Below are 20,725 nucleotides of genomic sequence, written 5' to 3'. Positions count from 1 at the left end.
TTAGCCTGAAGGTGGCGCGGGGTGTTTCGCCACGGGGCGAAACGATTGCGCGACGGCAAGAAGGCAGCTAAAGGGAAAGCTGATTTTTTGAACACGCGATTGGGGAGACAGATATGTCTAACGCACAGCTTGAGACAGCGATCGAGGCGGCATGGGACGGGCGCGATGCGATCACGCCAGCCACAACGGGTGAGACCCGTGAGGCTATTGAAGACACGCTCAACGCGCTCGACAGCGGCAAGCTGCGTGTGGCGGAAAAGCAGGCGGACGGCAGCTGGCACGTGAACCAGTGGGCCAAGAAGGCGGTGCTTCTGGGCTTTCGTATCAAGGATATGGAAATTCAGGAAGGCGGCCCGCAGGCCGGCGGCTGGTGGGATAAGGTTGACAGCAAGTTCGCGGGCTGGGGCGAGAACCAGTGGAAATCAGCGGGCTTTCGCGCCGTGCCGAACTGTGTTGTGCGCAAGAGCGCTTACATCGCGCCCGGTGTTGTGCTGATGCCGAGTTTTGTGAATATCGGGGCTTATGTCGACAGTGGCACGATGGTTGACACATGGGCGACTGTCGGCTCCTGCGCGCAGATCGGCAAGAATGTGCACCTTTCAGGCGGCGTTGGCATTGGCGGCGTTTTGGAGCCGATGCAGGCGGGGCCGACCATCATTGAGGACAACTGCTTTATCGGTGCGCGCTCGGAAGTTGTGGAAGGCTGCATTGTGCGTGAAGGATCGGTGCTGGGCATGGGTGTTTTCATTGGCCAGTCGACCAAGATCGTGGACCGCGAGACAGGCGAAGTGATGTATGGCGAAGTGCCCTCGGGCTCTGTGGTTGTTGCAGGTTCGATGCCAAGCAAGAACGGTGTAAACCTTTACTGTGCCGTGATTGTGAAGCGCGTGGACGAGCGCACGCGGAGTAAGACCTCGATCAACGAGCTGCTCAGGGACTGAGCTTTAATCTGTCAAAAAACATCCAATGCGCGGCGACGGAAGTTACCGCGTTTTGCGTTTAAGGCCTGAAGACAGGGAGAATACGCTATGATCAGGCCGGTATTGTTGACAGTTGCGCTCGCATTGGGGCTATGGATGCGAGCGCATGGAATGGCCTAGTTGCCGAAATACTTGCGCTGGATTTCATCGTGCTTTCCGCTTTCGCGCAGGGCAAGTAGGGCGCGGTTTATTTGCTCGGTGAGTGGGCTGCCTGTGGGCAGAACCATGCCATAGTTCTCCCGTTTGAAGACGCGCTCCACAAGGCGGCCTTCGCCATCGCCGCGGGTTTGAAGATACCAGGACAGGACCGGTCCATCAAAAACGATGGCGTCGATTGAGCCACTTTCAAAAGCATCCAGCATTTCCGACAGGGAGGTATAAGCGGTATGGCTGACTTCACGCGTGATGAGGTAGGCTTCGCCAGTGGAGCCTACCGTTGTGGCGACGGTGCGGCCTTCGATATCATTGATGCTGTCGACATTTTCAGCGATGGCCGCGATGGTCATGGCGGCTGTGATTTTCGCGACGAAAACGGATACCACAAAAAGCGATGAGACGACGAGCAGAACACCGAAGAACCGCCCGACGCGCGACTGTGGCACACGCTCTTCAAAGCCGCCGTTGACCACAAGGTTCAGCGCCCACCAGAATGAGGGAAACAGTGCTTGGCGGAAGGAACGCTGGAAATAGGGTGAGTGCTCGCGTTCGAAATACCACATGAGAAGCCCAAAGAAGAACAGGCAGCCGAAGGCGGAAAGCAGGAAAAAGGCGACATCGCGCGTGGCAATGATGGCATAGAGACTTGCGGCGCTGTCATCGCCATGAAGCATAATCTGGAGGCCACCTTCATAGATGGGGTGGCTGAAGTCTATGATCTCTTCGCGTGCGGTGGTGATTGAAATATTGGCGACAGCTCCATCGGCGCGGCCCTCGGTTACGGCTGCAAATAATTCCGGAAACGAGGCGACGGTCTCAAAGCGCACGGGGCGGCCCAGCTCAACGGCGAGCGCCTCGGTTAGGTCAATCGCGAAGCCTGTATGTGTGCCGCTTTCGGAGTGCATTGAGAAAGGTGGCCGCTCTACTGTTACGAACGTAAGGGGCTCAGACTGCGCAGAAGCGTCGAATGCTGATAAGAGCAGGGAGATTCCCCAACTCAGACAAAGGACAATGTGTTTCATTTATAGCGTTCCCCAGTTGCTGCCGTTTATTCGGGCAGATGTTGATGGGTCAAGGGTTAACGCAGGGAAAAGGCCAGAATTGGCCTAGTCATGTGCGAAACGCCGCGTGTGGGCGGGTTGACTTGGCGCACGCGTTTCGACAAGCCTCGGCTGAACATGGCAGAGAGGCTGGAAAATGGCTGAAAAGACGAAAGAGAAAAAGGCCAAGAAGCCTCAAAAGGTTTACACCCTGCTTGTCGAGATTGGCCGCAAGGACGGTGACGGGCTGCCCAAGGGTGCGACGGGCGCGGCACTGGTGATTTATGCCAGCGGCGTGGATGAAGAAGAGGCCGTGCGCGAAACGGTGGCAATTCTGAAGCAGGCCGATACTGCGCCTCTGGATGTGACGGGCTATGGAACGCTGGAAGAGCGTTTGGAGCTTGGCCATGATATTCCTGAAGAAGAGCGCGACTTGATGGCGCGGGCTTTAGCGGAGAACTCGGTGATTGTAGCGCAAATGGAGCCTTACTTCGAGGGGCAGGGTTACAAGAGCGAAAGTGAGCATTGAGATGAACGATAAGCCGGTACGTATTGCGATCAACGGGTTCGGGCGGATTGGCCGCTCGATATTGCGGATGTTGCATGGTGCACGCGCGGGCGAATTCGAGGTTGTGCTGATCAATGATATCGCACCGCTTGAGAGCTGTGCCTATCTGTTTGCCTATGACAGCATTTTCGGCCCGTTCCCCGGCAAGGTGAGCCACGGTGAGCAGAGGCTTGATGTCGATGCGAAGAGCTACCCGTTTCACGACGAAGCGGACATTCGTGCGCTGGATTTGAGCGATGTCGATGTGCTGCTCGAATGCACCGGCGCTGCGGGCAACCGTGCAGTGGCCGAGCGCGGGCTTGAGGCTGGCGCGAAGGCTGTGCTGATTTCGGGTCCATCTGAGGCGGCGGACAAGACTGTGGTTTTGGGCGCGAACGAAACCGAGATTGGCGCGCATAAGATAGTCTCCAACGCCAGTTGCACGACCAATGCGCTGGCGCCATTGTTACGCTTGCTGGACGAGCGTTGGGGGGTCGAGAGCGGGCATATGACGACGGTGCATTGCTATACAGGCTCGCAACCGACGATCGACAAGCCGAGGGGCGATTTGGTGCGCTCGCGGGCTGCGGCGCTTTCGATGGTTCCGACGACGACAAGTGCAGCGCGGTTGATTGACGATGTGCTGCCAAGGCTGGCAGGGCGGATCGAGGCGCGGGCGGTGCGCGTGCCCACAGCGAGTGTTTCGGCGATTGATCTGGCGTTGCAGGTGGCGAAACCTGCGCGTGTTGAGGATGTGAACGCTGTTTTTTCCGACGCTGCCGAGGCAAGCCCGCTATTTGGCTATATCACCCAGCCGCTTGTTTCGACCGATCTGCGCGGGCGGCCCGAGAGCATCATCCTGTCAGGCCGCGAAACGAGTGTATCTGTAGGCGGTTTGTTGCGGGTTTTTGGCTGGTATGACAATGAGTGGGGCTTCTCCAGCCGAATGCTCGACATGGCTGCCTTGATGGCGCGGCGGTAGGGATTAGAAAATTCCGTTTTCGCGTTGAACTTTGCGAATATAGGTTATGATGGTTTCGACTTCGGCGCGGGTGATCCCTTCGATGGGGGGCATATTGCCAAAGCGCCAGTGATGCGCCTGAACACCCATGGCTGCGGCACGCTGGAAGCTTTCATCGCCGTGGTGGCCTGGCTCATAGATTTTGTGAATGAGGGGTGGGGCGGCGTTTACATTGCCTGCTGCATTTAAGCCATGACAGGCGGCGCATTTTGTTTCGTAGGCGATTTTGCCAAGTTGGGCTTGTGCCGAAAGCTCGGTGGGAAGGGTGACTTGCACCATCTCCGTACCGGATGAGAGGGTGACAGGTTCTTCGGCTTGTGGTGTGGCCCGTAAAAGCGTGTAGCCCAGAAAGGCAGCCGCAGTGGCGAAACCTGCGATTATGAGGTGGCTTGTGCGCATTGAGGTATCCTTTTTGACTCCTGTTCAACCTCTGTGTAAGGCTTCCCCTAACTGGAAGGTCAAGCGGGAGTTGGTCATGAATATTTCGGGAGCGGCAAAGGCGGCCGGACTGCCTGTGAAGACGGTGCGGTATTACGCCGACATTGGACTTGTTGAGCCTGCGGCGCGAACGGCGGCGGGGTATCGCGATTATGATGATACCAGTTTGCGCAAGCTTTCTTTTGTGGGCCGTGCGCGGGGGTTTGGCTTTTCGATTGCGCAGTGTCGCGAGCTTTTGGGGCTGTATCAGGACGAGCACCGCACGAGTGCTGAAGTGAAGCAGATTGCGAGCGCACGTTTGGACGATATCCGTGCCAAGCAGCGTGAATTGCAGGCTTTGCACGACGAGTTGGAGCATCTGGTGGGGGCCTGCTGTGGAGACGAGCGGCCTGATTGCCCGATCCTTGATTATCTGAGTTAAGACATCGCTCGAAGCTGGGGTTTGAGCGCCTCGGCGACATAGTCGATGAAGAGACGCACCTTGGGGTCTTGCAGCTTGCGGTGGGGGTAGAGGCAGAGGAAACTTGTGGGCATGGGGGGTGTGTCCGGCAGAACCTCGACAAGCGCACCCGAGGCCAGATGCGCGGAAACTTCAAAGCGCGGCTTGTTGGCAATGCCCTGGCCTGCGAGCGCCCAGTCGGTCAGGATATCGGAGTTGTCAGCATCAAAACGGCCTTGCACATTGAGCTTGAGCGGGCCTTCGGCTGTATTCAGTGTCCAGAAATATTCGGGCGAGCGCGGGTAACGCAGAAGGAGGCAGTTGTGTTGCATGAGCGCTTGTGTGCTATCGGGCGCGCCGTGTTTGGCGAGATAGCCTGGCGCAGCAACGAGCGCGCGGGGCACATCCGCCAGTTTGCGCTGTTTGAAGTTGCTGTCGGGCGGATTGCCGAGCATGAAAGCAATGTCGAGGCGGTCTTCCAGAAGGTCGACCTTGCGATCACTGAGGCGGAGCTGGACCTGCACGTCGGGGTGCGATTCGGCGAAGGTGGGCACGAGCGGAGCCAGCAGCCTTTGACCAAGGCCAAGGGGCGAGGAGACGCGCAGTGTGCCGCGGGGTTGGCCGGAAAAGCCTGCAATGGCGGCTTCGGCATCTTCCAGAGTGTCGATGACTTTGCGCGCGTGATCATAGAAAAGTTTTCCCGCCTCTGTGGCGCGCAGTTTGCGGGTGGTGCGGTCAAACAGGCGCACGCCGAGGCGCTTTTCGAGCTCTTTGATGCGATTGGAGGCAACGGCGGGTGTGAGACGCATATCGCGGCCTCCTGACGTGATGGAGCCAAGCTCGACCACGCGGCAGAATACCTTTATACTTTCGACGTAGGGCATGTGCGGCCCCTCCCTTTTGCAGTCACTTTATAATTATTGTTGAAAGTGTCTAGCCAAAGACACGGTTTCGTTGAAAGCTGGACGGGCGTATTCAAAAGGCAAAGCCAGCGCGGAGGGCAAGACATGACGCAGACGCGACATGAGATCAGATTTTTGTTGAACGGTGAGGATGTACGGCTGCCAGAGGTGGGAGCGCAGGACACTTTGCTGGATTTTCTGCGTATCAATCGGCGGTTGACCGGCACGAAAGAGGGTTGTGCCGAAGGGGATTGCGGCGCTTGCACCGTGCTTGTCGGGCGGCTGGCGGAAGATGGTCTGCGTTACGAGACGGTAAATGCCTGTATCCGCTTTCTGGCGAGCCTTGATGGCTGTCATGTCGTGAGCATCGAGCATTTGCGCGGGGCGGACGGCGGGTTGCATCCTGTGCAGCAGGCGATGGTAGATGCGCATGGCAGTCAGTGTGGTTTTTGCACACCGGGGATTGTGATGTCGCTTTATGCGCTTTGGATGGAGCGGCCTGAGCCCAGCGAGACCGAGATTGAGACCGCTTTGCAGGGCAACCTGTGCCGCTGCACGGGGTATGAGCCGATTTTCAAGGCGGCGCGGGCGGCGGCGGCTTTGGGTGATCCTGCGGCTGATCCGCTGGCACTTGAGCGGAAGGATGTGACAAAGCGGCTTGAGGCATTGGCCGATGGCGTGCGGGTGGATGTGAGCCGTGCAGGGGACCGCGCGATTTTGCCTGGGAATGTGGCTGATTTGGCCGATGTTTTGGCCGTGCATCCTGATGCGACGATTATTGCGGGGGCGACAGACGTTGGCCTCTGGGTGACGAAGATGATGAAACCGATTACGCCTGCTGTGTTTATCGGACATCTGGTCGAGCTGCGCCGGGTTGTTGAAACTGGTGCTACTCTACGGATTGGTGCAGGAGCGAGTTATAGTGAAGCCGAGGCCGCGCTTGGCCGTGTTTATCCGCATTTGTTGCCATACTGGCGGCGGATTGCGGGCTGGCAGGTACGCAATATGGGGACTGTGGGTGGCAATATCGCTAACGGCTCGCCAATTGGGGACACGCCGCCTGTGTTTATCGCGCTGGGGGCGAAGCTTCATTTGCGCAGTGCTTCGGGCGTGCGGGAGCTGCCGCTGGAAAAGTATTTCATCGACTACGGCAAACAGGATTTGCGCGCGGGCGAATTTGTTGAAGCTGTCGAGCTGCCGCTGGCGAGTGCGGGGGTGCATCATGCGGCTTACAAAGTTACCAAGCGACGGGATGAGGATATTACCGCCGTTGCAGCGGGCTTTGCTGTGACTGTGCGGGACGGTGTGATTGCTGAAGCGCGAATTGCTTTTGGTGGAATGGCGGCAACGCCTAAGCGTGCAGCGAATGCCGAGGCAGCGCTGGTGGGTAAACCCTTTGCGAAAGAGAGCTTTGAGGCGGCGGCGATGGCCGTGGCCGAGGACTTTGCGCCGTTGAGCGACTGGCGCGCGAGTGCGGAGTATCGCAGCCTTGTGGCCGCGAACCTTTTCAGGCGCTTCTGGGCAGAGCAGGGTGCTGGCGAAGTGGCCAAGCTGGAGGGTGTGTAAATGACCAAATTTGGACATACGGGCACAGACGCCAACCACGACAGCGCGATAAAGCAGGTGATGGGGCGGGCGGAATATACTGATGATATTCCCGAGCCGATTGGAACGTTGCACGCTTATCTGGGCTGCTCCAAGGTGGCGCATGGCACACTCAAATCGCTTGATCTGAGCGCGGTGATGGCGGCCAAAGGCGTGATCGGGGTTCTGACGGCCAAGGACATTCCCGGGATCAACGATGTGTCGGCGGTTCATGCGGGGGATGAGCCTGTCTTCCCCGAAAACACTGTCGAGTTTTATGGTCAGCCACTTTTTGCGGTGATCGCCGAGAGCCGTGATATTGCCCGCCGTGCGGCGGAGTTGGCAAAAATAGAGATCGACGCGCTGCCGCATGTGTTGGGGCCGCTTGAAGCGATCGCCGCAGGGTATCCTGATGTGACTGCGCCGCTCAAGCTTGAGCGCGGTGATGTAAAGGCAGGGTTTGAGCGTGCGGCGCACCATATCGCAGGGCAGATGGCGATTGGCGGGCAGGATCACATGTATTTGGAGGGGCATATCTCGTTTGCGATACCCGCCGAGGACGATGATGTGGTCATTTATGCCTCAACCCAGCACCCGACAGAGGCGCAGATGATTGTTGCGCAGGTGTTGGGTGTGCCTGCGCATTCTGTTGTGGTGAATGTGCGGCGCATGGGCGGCGGGTTTGGCGGCAAGGAAAGCCAAATGAACCTGTTTGCAGCTGTGGCGGCTATTGCGGCGAAGAAGTGGAATCGCCCTGTGAAGATCCGCCCTGATCGGGACCAGGATATGAGCTCGACCGGCAAACGGCATGATTTTGTTGCAGACTATGAGGTGGGCTTTGACGAGAGAGGCCGTATCGAGGCTGTTGAGGGGCAGTGGGCGGCGCGCTGCGGTTTTGCGGCGGACCTGTCGGGGCCGGTGACAGACCGTGCGCTCTTTCATGCGGACAACGCTTACTTTTATCCGCATGTGCGACTCACATCGCGGCCTATGAAAACCAATACGGTGAGCAACACGGCCTTCAGAGGCTTTGGCGGGCCGCAGGGCGTGATTGTTGCCGAGCGGATGATCGAGGAAATCGCCTATAAGCTCGGGCGCGATCCGCTTGATATCAGAAAGGCGAACTTTTACGGCGTGGGCGAGCGGGACGTGACACCATACCACCAGACAGTTGAAGACAATATACTGGAGCGGCTGATTGGTGAGCTTGAGGAGACATCAGACTACCGTAACCGGCGCGAAGAAATTGTCGCGCACAATGCCAAGGGCGGGATTATCCGCCGAGGGATTGCGCTGACGCCTGTGAAGTTCGGGATAAGCTTTACCGCGACTTGGTATAACCAGGCGGGCGCTTTGTTGCATGTCTATAAAGATGGCTCCTTGATGATCAACCACGGTGGCACGGAGATGGGCCAAGGGCTCAACACCAAGGTTGCGCAGGTGGTGGCGGAGGCGTTTGGCGTGCCGCTGGAAACCGTGAAGATTACTCGCACGACGACGGAGAAAGTGCCGAATACAAGCGCCACGGCAGCCTCTTCGGGCAGTGACCTCAACGGGATGGCGGCGCTGGATGCTTGCGAGCAGATCAAGGCGCGGCTGGTGGCCTATGCCGCGGAGAAGTGGGGCAAGGTGTGCAGCGATGTGCAGTTTGTCGGGGGCAGGGTGCTTTGTGGCGACAAGGATATGAGCTTCAAGGAGTTTATCGCGGGGGCCTATATGGACCGCGTACAGCTCTCTGCGGCGGGGTTCTACAAGACGCCCGAGATTCACTGGGACAGGGCGACAGGCAAGGGGCAGCCGTTTTTCTATTTCGCTTATGGCGCGTCATGCTCCGAGGTCGAGATTGACACTTTAACAGGCGAATACCGCGTGTTGCGCGCCGATGTGCTGCATGATGTCGGCCGCTCGCTGAACTCTGCGATTGACCGTGGGCAAGTGGAAGGGGCGTTCATCCAAGGGATGGGCTGGCTGACAACCGAAGAGCTTTGGTGGGACGACAAAGGACAGCTCAGAACCCATGCACCGAGCACCTATAAAATCCCGCTGGCTTCCGACAAGCCGCGCGAATTTAACGTGCGCCTTGCAGAGTGGAGCGAGAACCCCAAGCGGACGATCAAGCGCAGTAAGGCGGTGGGCGAGCCGCCGTTTATGCTGGGGATTTCGGTGTTTGAAGCGATTGGCCATGCGGTGGCTTCAGTGGCTGATTATACCGAGTGCCCAAGGCTTGATGCGCCAGCAACGCCAGAGCGGGTTTTGATGGCTGTGGAGCGGCTCAAGCGATGAGTGGGCTGGCGGAGTTTCTTGATGCTGAAAGCGCGGTTGTAGAGGTGCGCATTGTCGAGGTGCGGGGCTCTTCTCCCCGTGAGGTGGGGGCTTTTATGCTTGTGCATGAGTCGGCGCTTTGGGGCACTGTAGGCGGCGGGCAGCTTGAATATCTGGCGATGGACGAAGCGCGCGCGCTTGTTCGGTCGGGGGAGCGCAATCGTGAACTGAATGTGCCGCTGGGCCCCGAAATTGGCCAGTGTTGCGGTGGCCGCGTGCGGCTTGAGCAGCGGGTTTTGGAGGCAGAGGATAAGGCCGCTTTGCTAAGGCAAGAGGCCGCACGGACTGCGGCTTTGCCCGAGGTTCTGATCTTCGGGGCAGGGCATGTTGGCCGTGCTTTGGCATATGCGTTTGCGCCGCTTCCCGTGCAAGTGAAGCTGATCGACAGTCGCGCGGAAGAGCTGGCGCGTGCGCCGTTGGGTGCGGGGCGGATTTGCACGCCCCTGCCTGAGGCAGAGTTGCGCAAAGCGGGGGGCGGCGCGGTTTTTATCGTGGCTACGCATGAGCACAGCCTCGACTTTTTGCTGACACAGGAAGCGCTTGCACGGGGGGATGCGGCCTATGTTGGTATGATTGGCTCCAAAACCAAACGCGCGCGATTTGAGAGCTGGACCGAGGGGCTGACAGACGCGCTTACCTGCCCGATGGCAGCGGAAAACAAGGGCGACAGGCGGCCAGAGGTGATTGCCGCTTTTGTTGTGGCCGAAGTGATGGCGAGGCTGGGCGCATCTAAAGGCGCCGTTAGGAAGCAAGCGGTTAAAGGTGATCTATGAGTGAGACGTTAGTTCTGGGCCGCGTGCTGAGCTTTCATCGCCGTCCCGAGGGTGTGGGCGATGAGGCCGCGTTTGCCTATCATGAGGCGGGCGCTGTGCATGTAAACGACGGGCGCATTGTGGCTGTAGGCGAGGCCGAAGCTTTGCGTGCGGGTGCCAAGAGTGCCATGATCGTTGATCATGAAGAACACCTCATTCTGCCCGGTTTTATTGACACACATTTGCATTTTCCGCAGGTGCAGGTGCTGGCGAGTTGGGGCAAGGATTTACTCGACTGGCTCAACAGATACACTTTTGTCGAGGAGCAGCGCTTTGCCGATTTGGCGCATTGCGAGGCGATGGCGCAGGGGTTTTACGACGGTCTTTTGAACAACGGAACCACAACGGGGGTTGCCTATGGTTCGGTGCATGCCACGAGTGCCGAAGCGATGTTTTCTGAAGCCGAACGGCGCGGTATGTGTATGATTGGCGGCAAGGTGATGATGGATTGCCACGCGCCAGATGCGCTGCTTGATACGGCGCAGAGGGGCTATGACGAGAGCCTTGCGTTGATCGGGCGCTGGCATGGCAAGGGGCGGCTTCACTACGCTATCACGCCGCGTTTTGCGCTTACTTCAACGCCTGCGCAGCTTGAGGCGGCGGGGGCTTTGTGTGCCAAACACCCCGAGTGCTACATGCAGACCCATGTGAGCGAGAACCTGCGCGAGATTGAGCGCGCGAAGGAACTTTACGAGGACGCGCCTGATTATGTGGGCATTTACGAGCGCTATGGGCTGCTGAGCGAGCGGGCTTTGCTGGGCCACGCAATTCACCTTGAGCCACGCGAGATTGATGTGATTGCCGACACAGGCGCGAAGCCGGTGTTTTGCCCGACCTCGAACCTTTTTCTTGGTTCCGGACTGTATGACGATGCGGGGTTGCGTGCCCGCGGGATTCACGGCGCGATTGCAACCGATATCGGCGGCGGAACGTCTTATTCAATGTTGCAAACGCTGAATGAGGGTTACAAGGTTTTGCAACTGCGGGGTCAGCAGATGCACCCTTATGCCGCGTTTGACTGGATCACACGGGGCAATGCCGAGGCGCTGGGGCTGACTCACGAGATCGGAACGCTTGAGGTGGGCACGGCTGCGGATATGGTTGTGCTCGATGCCCGCGCGACACCCGAGATGGCCTTGCGGGCAGACCGTATCGAGACGCTGGCGGAAGAGCTTTTCCTTTTGATGATCATGGGCGATGATCGTGCAATTGCGCAGACCTATGTGGGAGGCGCTGCGCAGAAGAGCGGGTGAATTATGCGGCAAAAACGACCAGAACTGGAAGAGTTGATTGCAGTGGCGCGTGGCGAGCGTGCGGCTGACACTGTGCTGCGCGGGGGCGAGGTATTTGATGTTGTCACAGGCGCGCGGATTGCCGGCGATGTGGCCATCTATCGGGGAGTGATTGCAGGGATAGGTGAGGTCTATGAGGCCGAAGAGATTGTCGAAGTTGCAGGGCTGACGCTTGTTCCGGGCTTTATTGATACGCATCTGCATGTGGAAAGCTCGCTTGTTACACCGTTCGAGTTTGACCGCTGCGTTGCGCCGCGCGGTGTGACCACGGCGATATGTGACCCGCACGAGATTGCCAATGTGGTCGGGGTTGCGGGTATCCGGTATTTCCTTGAGGCCTCCGAGCGGGTCTTGATGGATTTGCGGGTGAATCTCAGCTCTTGTGTGCCGTCGACCGAGATGGAAACTGCTGGCGCGCGGATCGAGGCGGATGACTTGGCGCTTTTGATGTCTCACCCTCAGGTGAGCGGGCTGGCCGAGGTGATGAACTATCCCGGAGTGATTCACCGCGATGCGGGGATTATGGCTAAGCTCAAGCTCTTTGAAGGGCGGCACATTGACGGCCATGCGCCGCTTTTGTCGGGGATGGACCTGAACGCTTACGCAAGCGCGGGCATTCGTACAGAGCATGAGGCCACGAGCGCTGAAGAGGCGCGGGAGAAGTTGCAAAAAGGGCTGCGGGTGCTCATTCGCGAAGGTTCTGTGAGCAAGGATCTGGAGGCGCTGGCGGAGATGCTCGATGACTTCACCTCGCCTTACATGTGCTTGTGCACCGATGACCGGAACCCGCTCGACATCGCCGAGCAGGGGCATCTGGATTACATGATCAGGCGTCTGATCGAGCGCGGCTGTTCGGCGCGGGCGGTTTACCGTGCTGCGAGCCTTTCGGCAGCGGAGGCTTTCGGGTTGAAGGACCGAGGGCAAATTGCCCCAGGCAAGCGCGCGGATATTGTGGCCGTGAAAAACCTTGAGGTTTGTGATGTGCAAGCGGTTTGGGCGGGCGGCGTGAAGCTGACCGGTGCAGCCTTTGCAGCGCGGCAGGTTATTGAACCCGTCGGGCGTGGCTCGGTCAAAGCACCGAAGGTGACAGCAGAAGCGTTTCGCACGGGAGGCAACCGTAGCGAGACAGATGTGATCGGGATTGTTGAAGGCAAGATCATCACCGAGCATCTGCACGAGGATATTCCGATTGTGGACGGAGACAAGCGGCCTGATGTGGCGCGTGACCTGGTGAAGATTGCCGTGATCGAGCGGCACGGGAAGAACGGGAATATCGCGACAGGCTTTGTGCGAGGATTTGGCCTCAAGCGCGGGGCGATTGCCTCGACAGTATGCCACGATCATCACAACATTGCCGTTGTGGGTGCGGATTATGACGACATGGCACTTGCCGCGAACCGCTTGGGCGAGATCGAGGGCGGGTTTGTTGTAGTTGAAGACGGCCGCGTGCTGGCCGAGCTGGCGCTGCCGTTGGCGGGGCTTATGAGCCTTGAGAGCTACGAGGAGGTGCGCGAGCAGCTTATTCCGCTGCGCGCGGCGGCAGCAAGCCTTGAGGTAAGTCTGCACGAGCCGTTCCTGCAGCTGGCGTTTCTGGCACTGCCGGTGATTCCGAACCTCAAGATCACCGATCGCGGGCTTGTCGATGTGATGAAATTCGAGATCATCGGGTAGATGAACGCACAGTTTTTTTAAGGTGTTTGCCAGAGTTTGAAAGGCATTCTCGGCGCTGCCTCTTTTCAGTACCTTATCAAGCGTTATATAGAGCGGTGCGCGAGCACATTGAGACGAACGGAACCGATGCAAGAGATTGCGATCATTCGAATGGGTGATGATGATGATAATGGGGGCGACACCTCGGTTATCACCAAAACAAAACCCAAGACCAAGCGGCCACCACTTTATAAGGTGATGCTGCTGAATGATGACTATACGCCTATGGAATTTGTCGTGCATGTGCTGGAGCGGTTTTTTGGCATGGATCATGCGCAGGCGTTCGAGATCATGCTGACGGTGCACAAGCGCGGGCTTGCTGTTGTTGGCGTTTTCTCGCATGAGATTGCCGAAACGAAGGTGACGCAGGTGATGGACCTTGCACGTCAGCACCAACATCCGCTGCAATGCACAATGGAAAAGGAGTGAGGCGCGGCCTCACCCTGAAGGGAATACGGACATGATGGATACACGCTTGTCACTCGCGCTTGAGGCGGGGCATGTGAGCTTGCCCGAGGCGGGCGAGATTGTTGTTTTGGGCGCATCTGGGCAGAGCCTTGCCGGCTTGTCTAAGGAGCGGCTTTTGCTGGTGGTTGATGATGTGATCGCGGCGAGTGCTTACGAGGCGCAGGGGTATGTTGTGAAAAACACCCTACCCGAGGCAGCGGCAGATGCGCTGGTTTTTGTGCCACGCGGGCGGCTTGAGGGGCGTGTGCTTTTTGCGCAGGCGGCCAAGCTGACAGACGGTGCCTTTATCGTTGATGGTGTGAAGACAGACGGTGTGGACAGCCATTTCAAGGAGCTGCGCAAACGTGGCACATGTAGTGCGGCTTATAGCAAGGCGCATGGGAAGATCTTTCGCTGTGAGCTTCCTGCGGGTGCGACGGACGACTGGCTCGAAGCCGGCAAGGGAGGTGAGAACGCTGAGGGTTTCTTCACGGTTCCGGGCGTTTTTTCGGCGGATAAGGCCGATGAAGGATCACGCCTTTTGGCGGCGGTTTTGCCTGAAAAGCTGGGCAAGGAAGTGGCCGACCTTGGCGCAGGCTGGGGCTATTTGGCGCGATCTGTTTTGGAACGTGAAGCTGTTGAAACTCTGCACTTGGTAGAGGCGAGCCACGCCGCGCTGAGCTGTGCCAAACACAATATTACAGACGCCCGGGCGCAATTTCATTGGGCCGATGCAACACGCTGGCAGCCGCGGGCCTCGCTTGATTCTGTTGTAATGAACCCGCCGTTTCACACGGGACGCAAAGGTGTGCCAGAGCTCGGGCAGGCCTTTATTGCTTCGGCAGCAGCGGCTTTGAAGGGCGTGGGGCATCTCTATATGGTGGCCAACCGCCATTTGCCTTACGAGGAGGCTTTGCGCGCCAGATTTGGCTTTGTAGAGGAGCTTGACGGGGGCAACAGCCGCTTCAAGATTATTCACGCGGCCAAGCCGTCTCGCAAGCGCTAGAGTTTTGCGCTAGCATTCCTGTCAGCTTCGGCTGTGGACTTCATGAGAGGAGCGGACATGTCGCTTTCGATAACTGGAAAAACCGCGATTGTGACTGGCGCTGCCAATGGTGTCGGTCTCGCGATTGCGCGGCATTTTGTCGATAAAGGCGCGAATGTGATGTTTGCCGATATGGATGACGCGGCGCTGACCAAAGAAGTGGGCGCGCAGGGTGAAGACAGCCCCATTCGGGCCTTTGCGGGCGACCTGCGGGAAAAGTTGACACTGGCCAATCTGCTCTCGGCCACGATTGATGCGTTTGACCGTGTTGACATTCTGGTCAACGCCTCGCGGCAGGTTATCGCATCTGATCCCCTCAACCCTGATGATGATGCGGTAGAAGTGGCGTTGGAGCAGAACCTTATGACCTCGCTGCGCTTGTGCCAGTTGATCGCCAAGCGGATGATCAAGCAGGCCAAGGATGATGGCGGTGAGGGGCCGGCGGGCTCTATTATCAACCTTTCATCAATCCTGTCACGGCGCGCGCACCCGCAGCTTATGGCACTGTCGATTTCGAATGCGGCTCTGGAGCAGATGACGCGTTCGCTTGCGGTTGCGCTGGCGCCCGAGCGGATCAGGGTCAACGCGGTTGCCATGGGCTCGGTAATGAGCGCGAGCTTGCAAGAGCATCTCAAGGACAACCCTGATTTCCGATCGGTTATCGAGAAGGGCACGCCTATGGGCCGGATTGCGAGCCCCACCGAACTTGCGGAAGCGGCGCAGTTTCTGGCTTCGGACGGGGCCAGCTTTATGACAGGTCAGGTGCTGACGGTGGATGGCGGGCGCACCTTGCTTGATCCTGTCACTGCCCCTGCACACTGACTTGCACACCGAGGAAGACACGATGAGCGATATGATTGATGAGAAAGCCCGCGCGAGTGCTTGGTTTCGTGAGCTTCGCAATCAGATTGTGGCCAGTTTTGAGCGCCTTGAAGATGCTTTTGGCGGCGATGAACCTGCGGGGCGCTTTGAAGTCAGTGAAACCACGCGTCAGTCAGACGATGGCTCTGATGCGGGCGGAGGGCTGATGAGCGTGATGCGAGGCGGACGTGTGTTTGAGAAGGTCGGGGTGAATATCTCGACAGTTTATGGAACACTTGGCGCACGCGCGCAGGCCGCGATGGCGGCTCGCAAAGGGCTTGCGGGCATGGCCGAAGATCCGCGTTTCTGGGCTTCGGGCATCAGTCTTGTAGCGCATATGCAGAACCCGCACAGCCCTGCCGTTCATATGAACACCCGCATGTTCTGGACCCCGCATGGCTGGTGGTTCGGGGGCGGATCAGACCTTAATCCCTGTATTGAATATGCCGAGGACACTGCGCATTTTCATGCTGTTCAGAAGGAACATTGCGACAAGCACGGAAGCGCGCTTTATCCGCGCCTGAAAGAGTGGGCGGACGAGTATTTCTACATCCCGCATCGTAAGCGTGCTCGGGGTGTTGGCGGTATCTTCCTGGACGATCACAACACGGGTGACTGGGAAGCAGACTTTTCCCTTATTCAGGATGTCGGCCGCGCATTTCTGCCTGCCTTCGTGCCGCTCACGGAAAAGCGTATGGCGCAGCCTTGGGGCGAGGCCGAGAAAGACAGGCAGCTCGTGCACCGCGGTCTCTATGCCGAGTATAACCTCGTCTATGATCGCGGCACGAAATTTGGCCTTGAAACGGGGCATGATGCCAATGCTGTTTTGATGAGTCTCCCGCCTATGGCGAAGTGGGTTTAGGTATTTCTCCTCATTCTAGAATGTAATTCTAAAGCTGGCCAAGCGACCTGAGTGGCTATGAAGCTTGCTCGTGCCAGCTTGCATCGCTGGGAAGTTGGACGCTTCTAAAGTGGTTATCCTGTTAAGTATTTGTTGTTATGTAATTTTTTTGTAAGGACATAGATTAGAATTGATCTAAGTCATATTACGCCTGCCTGACTCGCGATACATTGAGAGCAATCGGAAGCGCGCAAGTTCTGACTCTCTTTGGCTAATGGAGGCCTCTATGAAATTGTTTCATCTAATGACCGCAACAGCGCTGAGCTTGTCACTTGCGGGAGCCGCGACAGCAAATGAACTGCGTAACGATGCGCTTGATCTTTTTGCGCCGCTCCCCTCGACAACGCCTGCGGTTAAAGACAACCCCATCACCCCAGCAAAGATCGACCTCGGCAAAGCGCTGTTTTTTGATCCGCGTATGTCAGCATCTGGTGTGTTTTCGTGTAACTCTTGCCACAATCTGGCAACAGGCGGCGATGACAACATGCCAACATCGATTGGTCACGGCTGGCAAAAAGGCCCACGTAACTCTCCTACTGTGCTGAACTCGGTGTTCAACGAAGCGCAGTTCTGGGATGGCCGCGCAGAAGACCTGCGTGAGCAAGCCAAAGGCCCTGTGCAAGCGGGTGTAGAGATGGCGAACACGCCTGAAAACGTTGTCGCAACTTTGAATTCGATGCCGCAGTATGTTGACTGGTTCAAAGCGTCTTTCCCCGATGAAGCGGACCCTGTGACATTTGACAATTTTGCTAAGGCGATTGAGGCCTATGAAGCCACACTCATCACACCCGCGCCGTTTGATTCATGGCTCAATGGTGACGATGCCGCGCTGAATGAGATGCAGACTGCCGGGCTTGAACTGTTTGTTGAAAAGGGCTGTGCGTCTTGCCACAACGGCATCAACCTGGGCGGCACAGGCTACTATCCGTTCGGTCTCATTGAGAAACCAGGCGCAGATATTCTGCCCGAAGGTGACAAAGGCCGCTTCGCTGTAACCGAGACAGCAGATGATGAATATGTTTTCCGCGCCTCGCCTCTGCGCAACATCGACCAGACAGCGCCTTATTTCCACTCCGGTATTGTATGGGATCTGAAGGTTGCTGTTCAGGTTATGGGTGAAAGCCAGCTCGGTGAAGACCTGAGCGATGATGAGGCCGACAAAATCGTCGCGTTCCTCGGTAGCCTTACTGGCGAATTGCCCGAGGTTGTTTATCCGATCTTGCCAGCTGAAACTGCGGATACACCGCGCCCGACTGGTGAAGTGAAATAAACAAGACGCATCATAAACGAAAAGGGCCAGCATTTAGCTGGCCCTTTTTTCTCGTGTAGAATTGTCTAATTCCCGCGCACTGTATCAATCATAAGCTGCACATTTTCGGGGTCGGCATCGGGTGTGATGCCATGGCCGAGGTTGAAGATATGCGGTCCGTTCTTGAATGCATCTACAATTTTGCGGGTTTCACGGACAAGATCATCGCCGCCTGTCACCATGTGCGATGACTTGAGGTTGCCTTGCACGCAGCCGCCTGTTTGCACGTTGGCGGCGGCCCATTCGGCTGTAACACCATCATCAAGTGCGATGCAGTCTGCTCCGATGGCTTCGTGCAGACCGACATAGCGCTCGCCCGCGCCGCGGGGGAAGGCAATGACTGGTGTGTCGGGGTGCAGGGCCTTGAGCGCGGCTGTGATTTGTGCGGCAGGTTTTACGGCGTAGTTGAGAAAGTCGTTGCCTTTGAGAGAACCTGCCCAGCTGTCAAATATTTTGACAACTTCTGCACCCGCTTTGATCTGCTCGGAGAGGTAAAGTATTGTCGCCTCTGTGATCCGCTCCAAAAGCACTTCAAAAACCTCGCGGTTGCCATCTTTTAGCGCGTGGGCCGGGCCTTGGTCGGGCGTTCCGCGACCGGCGATCATGTAGGTGGCCACAGTCCACGGTGCACCGGCAAAGCCGATAAGGGTTGCTTCGGCTGGCAGTTCGCGACTGAGCAACTTCACGGTGTTATAGACAGGTGAGAGGTGTTCATGGATCGCGTCAGCGGGTTTAAGCGCGTCAAAGCCTGCTTTGTCGGTGATTGTGGAGAGCCGTGGTCCTTCACCCGTAACAAACCAGAGATCAGCGCCCAAGGCTTGCGGCACGAGCAAGATATCGGCGAAGAGAATCGCGGCATCAAAGCCGTAGCGACGGATTGGCTGGAGTGTGACTTCGCAGGCGAGATCGGAATTGTAGCAGAGTGAGAGAAAATCACCCGCCTGAGCGCGTGTGGCTTTGTACTCGGGCAGGTAGCGGCCCGCCTGGCGCATCATCCATATTGGCGGTGTTTCAAGCGTTTCGCCTGCCAGTGCGCGCAGGATTGTCTTTTGCTGTGCCATGATACTCTCCTCTTGGGTTTGCCTCTCGTCCCTTGGCTGCGGCGCGATGTCAAGCAAGAGCCGCTTGAAAGGACAAAGCGCCGCGTCTAACAGGGGGTATGGTAAAACAACTTCCAACACCCGCCACACCCCTCAAGATTGGCACCCGCGGCTCGCCGCTCGCTCTGGCGCAGGCCTATGAGACGCGTGCGCGCTTGGCCGAGGCCTTTGATCTGCCACATGAGGCCTTTGAAATTGTCGTGATTAAAACGACAGGTGATGATGCCGCGCTCATTGCCAAAGACAAGCCTTTGAAAGAGCTTGGTGGCAAAGGACTGTTCACAAAAGAAATTGAGGAGCAGTTGCTTGGCGGCGGTATAGATATTGCGGTGCATTCTATGAAGGACATGCCCACATTGCAGCCGGCGGGCTTGTTGCTTGATACCTACCTGCCGCGTGAAGATGTGCGCGATGCGTTTGTGTGCCTGAAGTATAAGTCCTTGGCCGAGGTGCCTGCGGGGGCTGTGATGGGTTCGTCTTCCCTGCGCCGTCGCGCACAGCTTTCGGTGAAACGGCCTGACCTTGTGCTCACGGAGTTTCGCGGCAATGTGCAAACGCGGCTCAAGAAGCTGGAAGATGGTATCGCAGATGCGACTTTTCTCGCGATGGCCGGACTCACGCGGTTGGGTATGATCGGACAAGTGCCTGCAACGGCGATTGAGCTGACAGATATGTTGCCTGCCGTTGCGCAAGGCGCAATCGGGATCGAGCGGCGCAGTGATGACACGCGCGTGGCCGATATGCTTGCTGCTATTCATCACGGCGAGACAGGTCAGCGCCTTGCGGCCGAACGCTCCTTTTTGGCCGCGCTCGACGGGTCATGCGAGACTCCGCTTGCAGGGCTGGCCGAGCTTGACGGCAGCACATTGCGTTTGCGGGGCGAAGTGCTGCGCCCTGACGGAAGTGAAGCGATCAACGATGACCAGAGCGCACCGATTGAAGATGGTGCTGCGCTTGGTCGCGAGATGGCCGCAAAGCTGCTTGAACAGGCCGGCGAAGGCTTCTTTGACTGGCGCGAATGATAGAGCGGACACATATCAAGGGCGATGCGCCTTCGACAGCTGTTTACTCGGATTGTGAAAATTATCGCTACTTGCTGACGCGGGTTTGGGAGCCTGAGGGGCGCAAGGCGTTGTTTATCATGCTCAACCCTTCAACTGCGACAGAGGTGCAGAATGACCCCACGGTTGAACGCTGCGAGCGGCGGGCACGGGCACTCGGGTTTGGCGGCTTCCGAGTCACCAATATTTTTGCGTGGCGTGACACTGACCCGAAGAATATGCGCGCCGCGGCAGAGCCTATTGGCGGCGAGAATGACAAAAGCATTGCCGAGAGTTGCGCTTGGGCGGACCAGATTATCGCGGGTTGGGGTGCACATGGTGAACACTTGCAGCGCGGGCAGGCCGTGGAAGCGCTATTGCGTGCCACGAGGTTGCCTGTGTTTCATTTGGGGCTGACAAAGGCGGGCCACCCCAAACATCCACTTTATATTGCCTATACACAGCAGCCGGAGCGCTGGTTTTGAAGGGAGCCTGAGATGACCGAAAAATCCGATGCCGAGATGAAGCACTCGATTGAAAGGCTGACTCAGGAGGTTGAACGCCTGAACACACACCGATTTGTGCGCATCCATAATTCGATTTGGCGGCTGGTGTCCTTTCAGTTTGTGCGTGGGTTGGCCTTCGGACTCGGGTCTGTGATTGGGGCCTCTTTGCTGGTGTCCATGCTCGTTTGGTGGGCTTCGCAGATCGAATTCATTCCTGTGATCGGTGATTGGGCTGCGCAACTTGTAGAGGAAATACAGACAGATCGTTAACCA

Annotated in this window: 21 protein-coding genes; 17 read left to right on the top strand and 4 right to left on the bottom strand. The window is 57.6% G+C overall.

Annotated features, from left to right (window positions below):
- The first annotated feature begins 113 nt into the window (after nt 1-113).
- Nucleotides 114-941, top strand: a complete 828-nt coding sequence (gene dapD / locus OE750_RS10845; RefSeq protein ID WP_263764202.1) for a 2,3,4,5-tetrahydropyridine-2,6-dicarboxylate N-succinyltransferase — start codon at nt 114-116, stop codon at nt 939-941.
- 155 nt (nt 942-1,096) lie between these two features.
- Here dapD and OE750_RS10840 read toward each other — a convergent pair whose 3' ends face one another.
- Complete coding sequence (locus OE750_RS10840; protein WP_263764201.1) at nt 1,097-2,158, bottom strand: transporter substrate-binding domain-containing protein; 1,062 nt, start codon at nt 2,156-2,158, stop codon at nt 1,097-1,099.
- Nucleotides 2,159-2,333: 175 nt separating this feature from the next.
- Here OE750_RS10840 and OE750_RS10835 point away from each other — a divergent pair, with 175 nt between their 5' ends.
- Nucleotides 2,334-2,705 (top strand): hypothetical protein, encoded by a 372-nt coding sequence (locus OE750_RS10835; RefSeq protein WP_263764200.1) that lies wholly within the window; start codon nt 2,334-2,336, stop codon nt 2,703-2,705.
- 1 nt (nt 2,706) lies between these two features.
- Nucleotides 2,707-3,705 (top strand): type I glyceraldehyde-3-phosphate dehydrogenase, encoded by a 999-nt coding sequence (locus OE750_RS10830; protein WP_263764199.1) that lies wholly within the window; start codon nt 2,707-2,709, stop codon nt 3,703-3,705.
- Nucleotides 3,706-3,708: 3 nt separating this feature from the next.
- On the opposite strand, the gene OE750_RS10825 is transcribed toward OE750_RS10830, so the two are convergent.
- Nucleotides 3,709-4,143 (bottom strand): c-type cytochrome, encoded by a 435-nt coding sequence (locus tag OE750_RS10825; protein WP_263764198.1) that lies wholly within the window; start codon nt 4,141-4,143, stop codon nt 3,709-3,711.
- Nucleotides 4,144-4,219: 76 nt separating this feature from the next.
- Between OE750_RS10825 and cueR the strand changes: the two genes are divergently transcribed.
- Nucleotides 4,220-4,603 carry a Cu(I)-responsive transcriptional regulator gene (gene cueR / locus OE750_RS10820; RefSeq protein WP_263764197.1) on the top strand — a complete coding sequence of 128 codons (384 nt, stop codon included), beginning with the start codon at nt 4,220-4,222 and terminating at the stop codon, nt 4,601-4,603.
- Here the strand turns inward: cueR and OE750_RS10815 are convergent.
- Entirely contained in the window at nt 4,600-5,505 is a 906-nt protein-coding gene (locus OE750_RS10815) for a LysR family transcriptional regulator (protein ID WP_263764196.1), read from the bottom strand. The two genes, cueR and OE750_RS10815, sit on opposite strands and share 4 nt — an antisense overlap.
- Before the next feature lie 123 nt (nt 5,506-5,628).
- Here OE750_RS10815 and xdhA point away from each other — a divergent pair, with 123 nt between their 5' ends.
- The 10 genes from xdhA (at nt 5,629) to OE750_RS10765 (ending at nt 17,767) form a co-directional block, all read left to right on the top strand.
- Nucleotides 5,629-7,089: a xanthine dehydrogenase small subunit gene (xdhA, locus tag OE750_RS10810; protein ID WP_263764195.1), complete on the top strand. Its 1,461-nt coding sequence runs from the start codon at nt 5,629-5,631 to the stop codon at nt 7,087-7,089.
- Nucleotides 7,090-9,390, top strand: coding sequence for a xanthine dehydrogenase molybdopterin binding subunit (gene xdhB, locus OE750_RS10805; RefSeq protein ID WP_263764194.1), 2,301 nt, complete (start codon nt 7,090-7,092; stop codon nt 9,388-9,390).
- Nucleotides 9,387-10,202: a xanthine dehydrogenase accessory protein XdhC gene (xdhC, locus tag OE750_RS10800; RefSeq protein ID WP_263764193.1), complete on the top strand. Its 816-nt coding sequence runs from the start codon at nt 9,387-9,389 to the stop codon at nt 10,200-10,202. Before xdhB ends, xdhC begins: the two co-directional genes overlap by 4 nt.
- A complete protein-coding gene (gene guaD, locus OE750_RS10795; RefSeq protein WP_263764192.1) occupies nt 10,199-11,494 on the top strand; it encodes a guanine deaminase in 1,296 nt (431 codons plus the stop codon). The genes xdhC and guaD overlap by 4 nt, the downstream gene beginning before the upstream one ends.
- Before the next feature lie 3 nt (nt 11,495-11,497).
- Nucleotides 11,498-13,204, top strand: coding sequence for an adenine deaminase (gene ade, locus OE750_RS10790; RefSeq protein WP_263764191.1), 1,707 nt, complete (start codon nt 11,498-11,500; stop codon nt 13,202-13,204).
- Between the two features lie 150 nt (nt 13,205-13,354).
- On the top strand, nt 13,355-13,672 hold the full coding sequence (gene clpS, locus OE750_RS10785; protein WP_412176223.1) for an ATP-dependent Clp protease adapter ClpS: 318 nt from the start codon (nt 13,355-13,357) through the stop codon (nt 13,670-13,672).
- A gap of 31 nt (nt 13,673-13,703) precedes the next feature.
- Nucleotides 13,704-14,696, top strand: a complete 993-nt coding sequence (locus tag OE750_RS10780) for a class I SAM-dependent methyltransferase (protein ID WP_318527997.1) — start codon at nt 13,704-13,706, stop codon at nt 14,694-14,696.
- 57 nt (nt 14,697-14,753) lie between these two features.
- Nucleotides 14,754-15,557, top strand: coding sequence for an SDR family NAD(P)-dependent oxidoreductase (locus tag OE750_RS10775; protein WP_263764189.1), 804 nt, complete (start codon nt 14,754-14,756; stop codon nt 15,555-15,557).
- 22 nt (nt 15,558-15,579) lie between these two features.
- Nucleotides 15,580-16,458 (top strand): oxygen-dependent coproporphyrinogen oxidase, encoded by an 879-nt coding sequence (gene hemF, locus OE750_RS10770; RefSeq protein WP_263764188.1) that lies wholly within the window; start codon nt 15,580-15,582, stop codon nt 16,456-16,458.
- 265 nt (nt 16,459-16,723) lie between these two features.
- On the top strand, nt 16,724-17,767 hold the full coding sequence (locus OE750_RS10765) for a cytochrome-c peroxidase (RefSeq protein ID WP_263764187.1): 1,044 nt from the start codon (nt 16,724-16,726) through the stop codon (nt 17,765-17,767).
- Nucleotides 17,768-17,832: 65 nt separating this feature from the next.
- On the opposite strand, the gene hemE is transcribed toward OE750_RS10765, so the two are convergent.
- Complete coding sequence (hemE, locus tag OE750_RS10760) at nt 17,833-18,867, bottom strand: uroporphyrinogen decarboxylase (RefSeq protein ID WP_263764186.1); 1,035 nt, start codon at nt 18,865-18,867, stop codon at nt 17,833-17,835.
- Nucleotides 18,868-18,965: 98 nt separating this feature from the next.
- On the opposite strand from hemE, the gene hemC reads away from it, so the two are divergent.
- From hemC to OE750_RS10745, 3 genes are read left to right on the top strand one after another with little or no spacing between them, the layout of a single operon-like run.
- Complete coding sequence (gene hemC / locus OE750_RS10755; protein ID WP_263764185.1) at nt 18,966-19,928, top strand: hydroxymethylbilane synthase; 963 nt, start codon at nt 18,966-18,968, stop codon at nt 19,926-19,928.
- Complete coding sequence (locus tag OE750_RS10750) at nt 19,925-20,431, top strand: DUF1643 domain-containing protein (protein WP_263764184.1); 507 nt, start codon at nt 19,925-19,927, stop codon at nt 20,429-20,431. Before hemC ends, OE750_RS10750 begins: the two co-directional genes overlap by 4 nt.
- Before the next feature lie 12 nt (nt 20,432-20,443).
- Nucleotides 20,444-20,722, top strand: coding sequence for a DUF5665 domain-containing protein (locus OE750_RS10745; RefSeq protein WP_263764183.1), 279 nt, complete (start codon nt 20,444-20,446; stop codon nt 20,720-20,722).
- The last annotated feature ends 3 nt before the right edge of the window (nt 20,723-20,725 follow it).

The organism is Lentibacter sp. XHP0401 (genome assembly GCF_025751535.1).
In the GTDB taxonomy this organism is placed as follows: Bacteria; Pseudomonadota; Alphaproteobacteria; order Rhodobacterales; family Rhodobacteraceae; genus Lentibacter.
Note: the sequence above shows the minus strand (reverse complement) of the source record. Positions and strands in the feature narration are given on the sequence as shown.

Bases quoted from the DNA above. Each gene is read 5' to 3' on its own strand.
- dapD (WP_263764202.1), top strand. From the start codon at position 114: ATGTCTAACGCACAGCTTGAGACAGCGATCGAGGCGGCATGGGACGGG.
- OE750_RS10840 (WP_263764201.1), bottom strand. From the start codon at position 2,158: ATGAAACACATTGTCCTTTGTCTGAGTTGGGGAATCTCCCTGCTCTTA.
- OE750_RS10835 (WP_263764200.1), top strand. From the start codon at position 2,334: ATGGCTGAAAAGACGAAAGAGAAAAAGGCCAAGAAGCCTCAAAAGGTT.
- OE750_RS10830 (WP_263764199.1), top strand. From the start codon at position 2,707: ATGAACGATAAGCCGGTACGTATTGCGATCAACGGGTTCGGGCGGATT.
- OE750_RS10825 (WP_263764198.1), bottom strand. From the start codon at position 4,143: ATGCGCACAAGCCACCTCATAATCGCAGGTTTCGCCACTGCGGCTGCC.
- cueR (WP_263764197.1), top strand. From the start codon at position 4,220: ATGAATATTTCGGGAGCGGCAAAGGCGGCCGGACTGCCTGTGAAGACG.
- OE750_RS10815 (WP_263764196.1), bottom strand. From the start codon at position 5,505: ATGCCCTACGTCGAAAGTATAAAGGTATTCTGCCGCGTGGTCGAGCTT.
- xdhA (WP_263764195.1), top strand. From the start codon at position 5,629: ATGACGCAGACGCGACATGAGATCAGATTTTTGTTGAACGGTGAGGAT.
- xdhB (WP_263764194.1), top strand. From the start codon at position 7,090: ATGACCAAATTTGGACATACGGGCACAGACGCCAACCACGACAGCGCG.
- xdhC (WP_263764193.1), top strand. From the start codon at position 9,387: ATGAGTGGGCTGGCGGAGTTTCTTGATGCTGAAAGCGCGGTTGTAGAG.
- guaD (WP_263764192.1), top strand. From the start codon at position 10,199: ATGAGTGAGACGTTAGTTCTGGGCCGCGTGCTGAGCTTTCATCGCCGT.
- ade (WP_263764191.1), top strand. From the start codon at position 11,498: ATGCGGCAAAAACGACCAGAACTGGAAGAGTTGATTGCAGTGGCGCGT.
- clpS (WP_412176223.1), top strand. From the start codon at position 13,355: ATGGGTGATGATGATGATAATGGGGGCGACACCTCGGTTATCACCAAA.
- OE750_RS10780 (WP_318527997.1), top strand. From the start codon at position 13,704: ATGATGGATACACGCTTGTCACTCGCGCTTGAGGCGGGGCATGTGAGC.
- OE750_RS10775 (WP_263764189.1), top strand. From the start codon at position 14,754: ATGTCGCTTTCGATAACTGGAAAAACCGCGATTGTGACTGGCGCTGCC.
- hemF (WP_263764188.1), top strand. From the start codon at position 15,580: ATGAGCGATATGATTGATGAGAAAGCCCGCGCGAGTGCTTGGTTTCGT.
- OE750_RS10765 (WP_263764187.1), top strand. From the start codon at position 16,724: ATGAAATTGTTTCATCTAATGACCGCAACAGCGCTGAGCTTGTCACTT.
- hemE (WP_263764186.1), bottom strand. From the start codon at position 18,867: ATGGCACAGCAAAAGACAATCCTGCGCGCACTGGCAGGCGAAACGCTT.
- hemC (WP_263764185.1), top strand. From the start codon at position 18,966: ATGGTAAAACAACTTCCAACACCCGCCACACCCCTCAAGATTGGCACC.
- OE750_RS10750 (WP_263764184.1), top strand. From the start codon at position 19,925: ATGATAGAGCGGACACATATCAAGGGCGATGCGCCTTCGACAGCTGTT.
- OE750_RS10745 (WP_263764183.1), top strand. From the start codon at position 20,444: ATGACCGAAAAATCCGATGCCGAGATGAAGCACTCGATTGAAAGGCTG.